Genomic DNA, 10979 nt, shown 5'->3' on the forward strand with positions numbered 1-10979 from the left:
CGGACCGTCTGTACACGAAGCTTTCGATGAAGGCTGCGTCGGTTGCCAGGTCATGTATTACGAAGCGACGCGGCTCCGATCGTGAGCGCCCGCTTGCGGCCAACACGGCGAGTACCACGAGCCGCTCTTTCGATACAACCGGGACAGGTTCTTGTGGCTGACCAGATAGCCCTTAAGCAAAACATGCTGGCGTCGATTACGCCCGAGCTGAGTTGTGCGGTTGATGCGTTTGCCCCGCACGATCTGCAAGGATGAAATCCATCGACTACGAAAATCGCAAAGCGGAGGAAATGCATGCCCCGCCAGGTCCAGATCGATGATTCGGAGCCAGAAGAGTGACGCCAGAGAAATGCCCGACTCGTCGCCGTCGTCGCGAGCGGGATGACGTACGGTATTAAGCTGGGTTCGGTAAGCGCGATCTATTCAAGCCGGACGCGGTGACCATGGACGGCATGTTCTGGATCGGATCGATGACGAAGGCGGTGACGACGGCAGGCGCGATGCAGCTGGCCGAACAGGGCAAGCTGTCGCTGGATGCGCCGATCGGCGAGGTGCTGCCGGATCTCGCCAAGCCGAAGGTGCTCGAAGGCTTCAATGCCAACGGCGCGTCAAGGCGGTGGGCTGGCACGAGGCGGATCACGCTGGGTTGGCTCATGACCCACACCGCGGGCTTCTGCTGCCACCATGTGGAACGGCGACTCGCGGCCTGGAGAACACCGGCACGCCGACGATCACGATGGCAAAGACCCCGATCGCCTCGGATCCGGCACGCGCTGGGAATACGTCACCAACATCGATTTCGTCGCCAAGGCCGTGGAGGCCGTCAGCTGTCAGCGGGGTGATGCGCGATCATCTGCTCGCGCCGCTCGGCATGAGCGAACCGCATTTAAGAACCGATGGCATGCGCAAGCGCCCCGACTTTATTCGACCACTGGCGATAACATCAAGTTCACTCAGTTGATCCTCAACAAGGGCCGCGGCAACGGAAACCAGGTGCTGAGGCCGAAACGGTAGCGGCGATGGGGCAGAACCACATCGGCGATCAAACTCACCAATGGCGTTGATCACGCGGTGTACAGCATCGTTGGCTCGATGTGGCGGAAGACCGGCTGCGCCTCGATCGTCTGAGCTTCGATCGTCTAGGCCCCAACGCCGCCGGTCGAGACTTTCTTCCCCTGGGTTACGCCCATCCTGACGAGACAACAAGGTCTCAACCGGCGGCGTGATAATGCGCTCGGGCGATGGCGGAATCGAACCGTCCTCCGGAAGATCAGCTAGGCAGAGAGTACGCACGATCCAAAGCGCAGCGTCCACTAGCCGCCCTCCAACAATGTGACTTCGATCTGATTCGCTCTCAAAAGGTGCCTTCGCGTCCAGACCTCCTAGAGGTTACTCATCCCCTGCATCATAGAATGCACGAACTTGATGGAGCCACAATCATGAAGCAGTTCACTCCCTTACGTTGAACGCGAGCAGTGGGAAAGAGAGAACTGGATGAACAAGACCTGCTGTTCCGTTTCCGGTTGTCTCCGCATCGTTTAGCGGTACTCCACAAGGCTGTGTTCGGCCATGGGTATCACCCGTCAATCAGCTTGCTGTCAGGTTGACTGAGTACAATGGGAGAGCGCCACAACCTTGGCAAAGGAAAAATCGACATGCTCAATCAAATCAGCCACTCATCAACATTCGCTGGCCAAACTGACGAGCTAAGTGCGTATTGAACGAACCCGCTACGCGGCAGTAGGGGGCAAACCTGCTGAACTGAGGTGTCCTGTCTGAGAGGATGTTGGTCTTCGCACCACCCCTCTCAAGACAGGAGACCCAGATGGCTATGATGAGCCCTCTTCGGCAGCGCATGATCGAGGACATGACGGTCCGCAATCTGTCGCCGTCGACTCAACAATCCTATATCTATGCGATCGCAAAGTTTAGCCGCCATTTCGGTTATGCCCCGGACCGGTTGAGTTTCGAGCAGGTCCGCGCCTACCAACTACATCTCATCGGCCAAAAGCGCTCGTGGTCCCACATCGATCAGGTGGCCTGCGCGCTGCGGTTCTTCTACGGCGTCACACTCGGGCAGACGGAGGCATTCGAGCGGATCATTGGTGGCCAGAAGCCCGACAAGCTCCCGCTCGTGCTTAGTGCCGAAGAGATCGAGCGCTTCCTGGACGCGGTTACAGGGGTGCGCAATCGCGTCGTGCTGGCGACGGCTTATGCGGCTGGCTTACGGGTTAGTGAAGTCGTCCGCCTGAAGGTGAGCTCGATCGACAGCAAGCGAATGTTGATCCACATCGAGAACGGCAAGGGCGGCAGGGATCGTTACGCGATGCTTTCTCCGCGACTGCTGGAGATTCTGCGTACGTACTGGATGCGAGCCCGACCGGGGCTGTGGCTATTTCCAGGCCAAGACCCAAGTGAACATGTCAGCGTCCGCTGCGTCCAGGCGGCCTGCCGCGCCGCCCGCCGCCGCGCTCGGCTTGCCAAGCCGATTACTGTCCATACGCTCCGGCACTCGTTTGCGACCCATCTCCTGGAAAGCGGGATCGACATTCGCATCATTCAAGTTCTGCTCGGACATGCCGACCTGGGATCGACCGCGCGCTACGCTCAGGTTGCGACCAACCTGCTCGCCCGCACGACCAGCCCATTCGATGGACTCTCCGTCAGGGTGATCCCACCCGACTGAGCTGCGCATATGCGCCCCGTGCTCGAGGTGGCGGACATCCTCCGCCGCCACGGCGGCGCCTTCCGTGCCGCGCAGGGTCCTCGGCTGTCCTCCGATCAGCGCCGTGTGATGGCGGCCATCGAGGCGTGTCGCACAGCGACGCTCGGCGGCCACGTCGAGCGGTGCGACGACTGCGGCCTGGTCCGCGTCGCCTATAACAGCTGTCGCGATCGGCACTGTCCAAAGTGCCAAGCGCTCGCGCGCGCCCAATGGCTCGCCGAGCGCCAGGCCGACCTGCTGCCGGTCCCCTATTTCCATGTCGTCTTCACCGTGCCGGCGCCGGTGGCCGCCATCGCGCTGCAGAACAAGACGGCGGTCTACGACATCCTGCTCAAGGCAGCAGCCGAGACGATCCGTCTCATCAGCGCCAACCCGAAGCATCTCGGTGCCTAGACCGGGATGATCGCCATTCTCCATACCTGGGGCCAGACCCTGACGCATCAGCCGCATGCCCATTGCCTCGTGCCAGGCGGCGGGATCGCCCCTGATGGAAGCTGGGTTCATTGTCGCCCCGGCTTCTTCCTTCCCGTTCGCGTCCTGTCACGATTGTATCGTCGGCTGTTCCTGGAGCGCCTGCAGGCGGCGTTCAATGGCACCAAGCTCCAGCTCTTCGGCCATCTCGCGCACCTCGTCGAGCCAGCGGCATTCGCCCGCCATCTAACCGCCCTCCGCAAGGTCGAGTGGGTCGTCTACGCCAAGCGTCCCTTCGGCGGACCAGAACAGGTTCTGGCCTATCTCGGGCGCTACACCCATCGCGTTGCAATCGCCAACGGCCGGCTCCTTACCTGTGACCAGGGCCACGTCCGCTTCCGGTGGAAGGATTATCGCGCTGGCAACAGATCCAAAGTGATGACGCTCGACACTGAGGAGTTCCTTCGTCGCTTTCTGCTCCACGTATTGCCGAAGGGGTTTCGCCGCATCCGTCATTTTGGCTTCCTGGCGAACGCCTGCCGCGTCGCCAAACTCGCGCGCATCCGAGCGGCGCTAAAGGCGCCAGAGCCGCCTCCGCCTGCCGAAGCTGTCGACTATCGTGAGCGCTGCGCCATCCTCATTGGTCACCGCCTCGACTTGTGCCCCATCTGCGGAGGCCGCATGGTCGAGATTGGGCCTGTGCCGCGTGCGCAAACGCCGCGACGCGCAGCACCTCGCTGCGATACATCATGACCGACTACCTCGACTTGTTCGCTCCCACTGCAGGCATCGCCATGCCGACGTTCTCCGTCGGAACGATCAAGCACGCTCACAACGCGCGGCGAACGGGCGATAGTCAGCCGCTTGGGCTTGACGCGCCGTTCGACGCTATCGACGCCGGCATCCTCTGCTGCCAATATCAACGGCAATCTGCGGCCACACTCGCTCGCGGGCCCGACATCGGGTCAATCGCGCCTACCGGCGCCTAGATCGAGCCCCCATAGGTCCTCGCTCACAAGACGCGGCTTCGTTCAATCCAGCTTCAAATAGGTCCCGCGCTGGACTTGCGGCGAGATCTGCGACGCGGGACCTATTTGAACCCTCCAGTATTCCGACGGAAGTCGGCCACCCATTCCGATCGAAGCCGACCACCCTGTTGAGACCGGCCTGACGCTCTCGAAGACGGCGATCGAATCGCGGACCAGCCCACCTTTGCGACCAAGCAAGGGAAGGTCTGATGCCCGCCGAGAGAGCGCCGATGCGGAAGGTTCGAGAAGTTTTGAGACTGCGGCACGCCCTTGGCGTGAGCGAGCGGCAGATCGCCGTCACGGTCGGCATCAGCCGATCGACGGTTGGCGAGTATCTGCGGCGGGCTGCCGTGATCGGCATCACCTGGCCGGTGCCGGAAGGGATGGACGACGGCGAGCTCGAGCGCCGGCTGTTCACGCCGCCGACGTTCGAGGAGAAGCCGGCGCGGCCGTTGCCCGACTGGACGGCGGTGCACCGGGAGCTGAAGCGGCGCGGTGTGACGCTGCTCCTGCTGTGGGAGGAATATCGCGCCGGGCACGCCGACGGCTATGGCTACAGCCGGTTCTGCGATCTCTACCGGAAATGGAGCGAGACGATCTCGCCGACCATGCGGCTGGTGCACGGGCCCGGAGAGAAGTTGTTCGTCGACTTCGCGGGCGACACCGTGCCGGTGTTCGATGCCGCGACCGGCGTGCAACGGCTGGCCCTGTCTTCGTCGCGGTGCTGGGAGCATCCAACTACACCTTTGTCGAGGGCGCTGGTCGGAAGGGCTGGCCGACTGGATCGGGTTACACGTCAATGCCTTGCGCACGATCGGCGGCGTGCCGAAGGCGATCGTTTGCGACAATCTGAAGGCCGGCGTCACCGCCACCTGCCGCTATGAGCCGGGCATCAATCGCACCTACCAGGAACTGGCCGAGCATTGCGGCACTGCGATCCTGCCCGCGCGTCCGAGGAAGCCGCGCGACAAGGCGAAGGTGGAAGTGGCAGTGCAAATCGTCCAGCGGTTCGTGCTGGCGCGGCTGCGCAACCGGCGCTTCTTCTCGCTTGACGAACTCAACGCGGCCCATCCGCGAGGGGTTGCCGACCTCAACGCCAAGATCATGCGCAAGCTCGGCGTGAGCCGCAACGAGTTGTTTGCACAGATCGACAAGACGGCGCTCGAAGCCTTGCCGCCGCTGCCGTATCAGTACGCCGAGTGGAAGAAGTGCCGCGTCGCGTCCGACTATCACGTCGAGATCGCCGGTCACTACTACTCGGTGCCCTCACGCCTGATCCGCGAGGAGCTTGAGGCGCGCATCACCGACCGGACGATCGAGATCCTGCACAAGGGCGTCCGGGTCGCCAGCCACGCCCGCTCTTCCGTACCCCATCGCCACACCACGATCCCGGAGCACATGCCGAGCGCGCACCGGCGCTATGCCGAATGGACGCCAGCGCGGATCAAACGAGAAGCCGCCAAGATCGGCCCCGCCACGATTGCTCTCGTCGAGGCGATCATGAAGGCCAAGCCTCACCCCGAGCAGGGCTTCCGGGCTTGTCTCGGCATTCTGCGGCTCGCGCGCAGCTACGGCTCGGCCCGCATCGAGGCCGCCTGCCGGCGCGGTAACGACATCGGCGCGACCTCCTACAGCTCGATCAAGTCGATCCTGCAGCACGGGCTCGATCGCGCCTACGCCAACGAGAGGCCGCCGGACGACCCACCGATCCGCCACGGCAATATCCGCGGCACCGATTACTACCACTGAAGAAAGGAGAGACGATGTTGACACATCCCACCCACGACCGCCTCGTCGCGCTTGGGCTTACCGGCATGGCGAAGGCCCTCGACGAACAGCAGCGACACCCCGACATTGCCGCGCTGGCCTTCGAGGAGCGCCTCGCACTGCTCGTCGACCGTGAAGCGACCGAGCGCGAGAACAAGGGGCTGGTTGCTCGGTTGCGGTTCGCAAGTCTCCGGCAGAACGCCGTCGTCGAGGATATCGACATGAAGGCGCCGCGCGGGCTCGACAAGCCGCTGTTCCAAAAGCTCGTCGCTGGCGAGTGGATCGACCGGCATCAGAACCTGCTCATCATCGGCCCGACCGGCGTCGGCAAGAGCTGGATTGCTTGCGCCTTGGGCCACAAGGCCTGCCGGGACAACCGCTCCGTGCTTTATCAACGGCTGCCGCGGCTGTTCGAGGCGCTCACCCTCGCGCGGGGCGACGGCCGCCATGCTCGCCTCCCCAGGACCCTGGCGCGCGTCGAGCTTCTGGTCCTCGACGACTGGGGACTTGCCCCGATGACTGCCGAGCAGCAACGCGTATGGCGCGACAATCAGGATGAGAGCGGCGCGTCAATCAAGATGAGACGAGGCGGCCGAGTCAGAAGATAATTGACGCTGGCTGCGGGCTTGGCAAGGCTTGATTGACGCTGCGCGACAATCAAGCGGCATTGCCAGCGTCAGTCACCGCCTTCTCGAGTTCATTTGGAGTGGCGTGAACCGGCGGCCGGCCTGGACCGCGCCTGCGATCGAGAGCAACTTTTCGACGGTAGCTCTCGACGTTCATCTCGAGGATCGTGGCGTGGTGCACCAGGCGATCGATCGCCGCCAGTGTCATCGCCTGATCGGGGAAGATACGCCCCCATTCGCCAAATGGCTGATTGGCCGTGATCAGCAGCGAGCGTCGCTCGTAGCGGGAGGCGATCAGCTCGAACAATACGCTGGTTTCCGCCTGGTCCTTGCTCACATATGTGATGTCGTCGAGGATCAGGAGGTCGTAGCGGTCAAGCTTGGCGATTGCGGACTCCAGCGCCAGCTCGCGCCGGGCCACCTGCAGCCGCTGCACCAGATCAGTGGTACGTGCAAAGAGAACGCGCCAACCGTCCTCGACGAGAGCCAGGCCGATCGCTGCGCCGAGATGGGTCTTGCCGCCGCCGGGTGGACCGAACAGCAGCAGATTGGCGCCGGTCTTCAACCAGACGTCACCGGCGGCGAGCGCCATCGCCTGTGCCTTTGACAGCATAGGCACGCTCTCGAACTCGAACGTGGCGAGCGTCTTGCCGGCGGGCAAACGCGCTTCCACCATGTGTCGTTCGATGCGGCGGCGGGTGCGATCGGCTGCCTCGTGCTCGGCAAGGGCCGCAAGGAAGCGGGCGGCGGGCCAGCCTTCCTTGTCCGACTGCGCGGCGAGCTTCGGCCAGATCGCCTTGACGCCGGGCAGGCGCAACTCATTGAGCAGCAGCTCGACGCGGGCGGCATCGATGGAGGTAGCTCCGCTGGTCATGCTGCTCCTCCCAGGTTCGAGTGGGCCGACACGATGCTGACGGAGGCCAGCTCATCGTAGACGTCGAGCGACGCCAGCTTGACGGCGACACTCGGGATCGAGGCCGCCTCGGGTCGGAAGCGATCGCGCAATGCCGCAAGATCGGGTAACCGTCCGGCATCGAGAGCGGTCGCGATCGCCTCGGCGAGCTCGGCTTCGCAGGCTCGCTCATGGGCCAGAGCCAGAAGCTCGACCGTCACCTTGCAGGCGCGCCGGTCGTCGCCATGCTCCCGCAAGGTCTCGAAGAGGCGCTTGTAAGCCGCGCGCGGGAAGAGCTGATCGCGATAGACGAGATTGACGAGCGCCATCGGCTTGCGCCGCAGGGCATGGATGACGTGCCGATAATCAACGACATGCCCGCCGTGGTTCTCCGACACAGGCCGCCCGCGCCGCAGCGTCCCGACCGGCGTGACGCCGAGGAAGCATTCGAGCCGGTCGTCGAAGATGCGCACACGCAGGCGATGGCCAATCAGTCTTGAAGGCACAGTGTAGAACACGCGCCGCAGGATGAAGCCGCCTGACGACGTCACCGGGATCACCTTCTCCTCGAAGTCGGTCGTGCGGCCTTTCGGCAGTGGCGCCAGTGCTTCCTTTTCGAGCGCGATCCGCTTAGCGAGGTTGGCGTTGCGCCGGCCGACAATCTCGTCGACAAAAGCCCGGTAGGCATCGAGACTGATGAAGTCGCGCGTGCCCCGCAGCAACAGCGCATCCTCCAGCGCTCGTTTGAGATGACCGTGCGCGCTCTCGATCGAGCCGTTCTCGTGTGCAATGCCCGCATTGTTGCGCGTTGGCGCCATGCCGTAGTGGCCCATCAGCGCGGCGTAGCGCTGTGTCAGATCCTCCCGCGCGTCGGCCGCCAGATTGCGGAATGCTGCCGACAGGCTGTCGCTGCGATGCTCCCGCGGAACGCCGCCGAGCGCCCACAGGGCGTTCTGCAAGCCCTCGGCCAGGGCGACGAAGCTTTCGCCGCCGAGCACGACATGGGCATGCTCAAAGCCGGAGAACGCCAGCCGGAAGTGGTAGAGCCGGTGATCGAGCGTCTCACCAGCAATGGCAATGCCGAGCGGGCTTGTATCGGTAAAGTCGGACAGACCCAGACGACCGGGCTCGTGCTCCTGGCGGAAGATCACGTCCTGTTCAGGGCCATTGAGCGCCCGCCAGGCATTGATGCGCCGCTCCAGCGTGCGTCGGATGTTGGGGTTGAGGTCGGGATGCCGACGGCGCAGCTCGTCCAGCACGCCGATCACGCGGATGCCGGGCGCAGCCTTCAGGATCGGAACGATCTCGGCGTCCCAATAGGGCACGAGCGGATCGGACCGTCGCCGGCCTCTCGGCACCTTCTTCTGCGATGGCAGGCGCAAATCGTCCTCGATCCGATACGCGCTCGCTTTCGAGAACCCCGCCTTGGCCGCCGCGGCCTCGGGAGACAATGTCAGTCGGTAGGTCATGTACAGCCTCATCTGGTGGTCGGTGATGTGAAGGCCAGGCAAGGCATCGATTCCCTCTTGTCGAGACGAATCAACAGCTTGCACCAGCCGCACCCAGCCGCCAGACCGGTCCGAAAAACGCGACGCCGATGGGAACGGTCCTCCGGTCGGGCTACGCCCTCCCTTCGGTCCGTCCCCATCGGCGCAGTCTCATCCTGATTGTCGCTAAGGTCTCACCTTGATCGCCGCCGCCCAAACGCGACCTGTTGGAGATGATGGAGGATCGCCATGGCCGCGGCTCGACCTTGGTGACAAGCCAGCTCCCGGTCGAGCATTGGCACGAGCTCATGGGCAACCCAACCATTGCCGACGCTATCCTCGATCGCCTCGTACACAACGCCCACAGGCTCACTCTCAAGGGCGAGAGCCTGCGCAAAGCCGCAGCCAAGCGTCAGACGCTTGACGACGAGCCCGCCAACTGACCTGATGACGACGTCGTCGCGAGTGCCCGCCTCGGCAGGCGGCCGGGATCATCGGAATCCACGGCCGGCTTCAATCGGTACAGGCGGCCGGCTTCGCCCGGAATCCGCGGCCGACTTCGTCGGAATACGCACTAAGCGAGACGGGAAACAGTGAGAGGTTTGATAAAGCTCTTGCGGGCCTGCCCGAAAGAATGGGCTGCTGCACCAGCAGGGCAGATGCGTCGGATCCAGCCGATCCCGGCACATCCTCTCCACCTAGGATGAGCAACTCGTTGTCCCGACACAGGACGGCCGAGTTGCAGGACGGGAACAGAACGAACATCTGCGTTGGCCTCACTGCAGAATGGCTAAGCAATCTTCCGAGCAGCCCGAGATCCCGAATGGCTGCGCTGACACCCGGCTCGGATGGGCACCTCTCAGCGGCTGCGTGCCAGCGGCGTTATGAGAGTCTTATGCGATCTTTGCGAAAAGGGGGCGTAGAAAGGTCTGAGACGCCTTTTCGTGCAAGGGCCGACGTGTTCAGGGAAGCTGGCGTGTTTCTTTCCGAAACAGGGCACACATACACATTTCGCGATGAAGAGAGCTTCGCGGAACTGGAGCGCGAAATTACCGCCAATGGCAGAAAGTATTCGCTCAGCTTGTGTTTTGAGCGGGATGGACGACGTGAAAGACACTTGGTTGCGACGTCGGTGTCGGACGGGATCATTACGCTGTTCGATCCCAACTATGGAGAATTTGCTGTTCGACCAGAGGACATCGCTGAATTGTTCCAAAAACTCGCCAATCGTTACAGGCACCCGAACAGATTGGAACTGTTGAGTATCACCACGCAAAGGGTGGAAACCGAGTAAGGGCGTGTCTTTTGAGATCGCCGGGCTTGTCGCCTGGACCATCCGCCGCACGAATCGGTCTGGAGGGCTCCCGCGAGTGCCCGCAACCCTCGCGGAGATGCGGGTGACGGTTTCGACATGCTGAGACTCGTTGCCTCCATGCCGCGTGTTGACCCCAAGGAAAGTCGGAAGGCCAGTGGATTCGAGCGATAACGCGGGTCTCGATCAATTGATCGTGCTTCGAGCAGAGAACTGGCCTCGCTTGCACAAAGCATCGGCCCCGACGTTGCAGCTGTCCGCGCAGCCATCCCCCCAACCCTGGGAGCAGCATCCACCACAAACACGCCACAATGGGGGCCGTTCTGCTGCTGGGTCATGCGGGCTGACTGCAGCCGGGCGCCAGTTTTGCTGCGAGCTGTTCCGCAATGGTGCTGTTGCGCGATCCGGCGGATTCATAGTGATGATCAACCACCCGTTTCGGCGCGCGGGTATCGAGCATGAGTAGCGACCAATAGGCATCGTTACCCAGACCGTCCTCGTTCACCGGTAGAAATTAAAAGCTGGCTGTGTCGCACCATTCTCGTCCTGTAGGCCGTTCGCGCGGCCGACCAAGCGCAGCAGATGACTTTGCGCGGGCCCAACGAGCCGCGTCTGCGCGGCAAGATACTCATCATGCCTTGCATGCTGCTCGTGCGGCAGAGCGTAAGCTCTGGCAACTCCGTGGTGCCGTGCAACAAGCCGGCATCGGCTGAGGCTCTCGGGTACGAACC

General features: G+C 63.0%; 7 protein-coding genes and 4 pseudogenes. 8 read left to right on the forward strand and 3 right to left on the reverse strand.

Features of this window, described 5'->3' with window-relative positions; translation table 11 throughout:
• The first annotated feature begins 443 nt into the window (after window positions 1–443).
• From ML401_RS35450 to ML401_RS35475, 6 genes and pseudogenes are all read left to right on the forward strand, one after another.
• Window positions 444–842, forward strand: a complete 399-nt coding sequence (locus tag ML401_RS35450; protein WP_285813141.1) for a serine hydrolase — start codon at window positions 444–446, stop codon at window positions 840–842.
• Between the two features lie 983 nt (window positions 843–1825).
• Complete coding sequence (locus tag ML401_RS35455; protein WP_285813142.1) at window positions 1826–2686, forward strand: site-specific integrase; 861 nt, start codon at window positions 1826–1828, stop codon at window positions 2684–2686.
• Window positions 2687–2695: 9 nt separating this feature from the next.
• A pseudogene (locus ML401_RS35460) lies at window positions 2696–3889 on the forward strand (IS91 family transposase).
• On the forward strand, window positions 3886–4125 hold the full coding sequence (locus tag ML401_RS35465) for a hypothetical protein (protein WP_128929832.1): 240 nt from the start codon (window positions 3886–3888) through the stop codon (window positions 4123–4125). Before ML401_RS35460 ends, ML401_RS35465 begins: the two are co-directional and overlap by 4 nt.
• A 248-nt stretch (window positions 4126–4373) precedes the next feature.
• Window positions 4374–5913: pseudogene (gene istA / locus ML401_RS35470) on the forward strand (IS21 family transposase).
• Between the two features lie 14 nt (window positions 5914–5927).
• Window positions 5928–6467 (forward strand): annotated as a pseudogene (locus ML401_RS35475) (ATP-binding protein); the annotation flags it as partial.
• 121 nt (window positions 6468–6588) lie between these two features.
• On the opposite strand, the gene istB reads toward ML401_RS35475, so the two are convergent.
• Together istB and istA (ML401_RS35485) are read right to left on the reverse strand one after the other, a co-directional pair.
• Window positions 6589–7431, reverse strand: coding sequence for an IS21-like element helper ATPase IstB (istB, locus tag ML401_RS35480; RefSeq protein WP_128955095.1), 843 nt, complete (start codon window positions 7429–7431; stop codon window positions 6589–6591).
• Window positions 7428–8930: an IS21 family transposase gene (istA, locus tag ML401_RS35485; RefSeq protein WP_167407307.1), complete on the reverse strand. Its 1503-nt coding sequence runs from the start codon at window positions 8928–8930 to the stop codon at window positions 7428–7430. The genes istB and istA (ML401_RS35485) overlap by 4 nt, the downstream gene beginning before the upstream one ends.
• A 221-nt stretch (window positions 8931–9151) precedes the next feature.
• Here istA (ML401_RS35485) and ML401_RS35490 point away from each other — a divergent pair.
• A pseudogene (locus tag ML401_RS35490) lies at window positions 9152–9379 on the forward strand (ATP-binding protein); the annotation flags it as partial.
• A 260-nt stretch (window positions 9380–9639) separates the two neighbouring features.
• Window positions 9640–10230 (forward strand): YopT-type cysteine protease domain-containing protein, encoded by a 591-nt coding sequence (locus tag ML401_RS35495; RefSeq protein WP_285813143.1) that lies wholly within the window; start codon window positions 9640–9642, stop codon window positions 10228–10230.
• A 352-nt stretch (window positions 10231–10582) separates the two neighbouring features.
• Here ML401_RS35495 and ML401_RS35500 read toward each other — a convergent pair whose 3' ends face one another.
• Window positions 10583–10753 carry a hypothetical protein gene (locus ML401_RS35500; RefSeq protein WP_285813144.1) on the reverse strand — a complete coding sequence of 57 codons (171 nt, stop codon included), beginning with the start codon at window positions 10751–10753 and terminating at the stop codon, window positions 10583–10585.
• Window positions 10754–10979 lie beyond the last annotated feature (226 nt).

The organism is Bradyrhizobium sp. 62B, assembly GCF_030272265.2.
GTDB lineage: Bacteria > Pseudomonadota > Alphaproteobacteria > Rhizobiales > Xanthobacteraceae > Bradyrhizobium.

Excerpts from the sequence above, each read along its gene's own strand:
- ML401_RS35465 (WP_128929832.1), top strand. The coding sequence starts at position 3,886 with ATGACCGACTACCTCGACTTGTTCGCTCCCACTGCAGGCATCGCCATG.
- istB (WP_128955095.1), bottom strand. The coding sequence starts at position 7,431 with ATGACCAGCGGAGCTACCTCCATCGATGCCGCCCGCGTCGAGCTGCTG.
- istA (WP_167407307.1), bottom strand. The coding sequence starts at position 8,930 with ATGAGGCTGTACATGACCTACCGACTGACATTGTCTCCCGAGGCCGCG.
- ML401_RS35455 (WP_285813142.1), top strand. The coding sequence starts at position 1,826 with ATGGCTATGATGAGCCCTCTTCGGCAGCGCATGATCGAGGACATGACG.
- ML401_RS35495 (WP_285813143.1), top strand. The coding sequence starts at position 9,640 with ATGAGCAACTCGTTGTCCCGACACAGGACGGCCGAGTTGCAGGACGGG.
- ML401_RS35450 (WP_285813141.1), top strand. The coding sequence starts at position 444 with ATGGACGGCATGTTCTGGATCGGATCGATGACGAAGGCGGTGACGACG.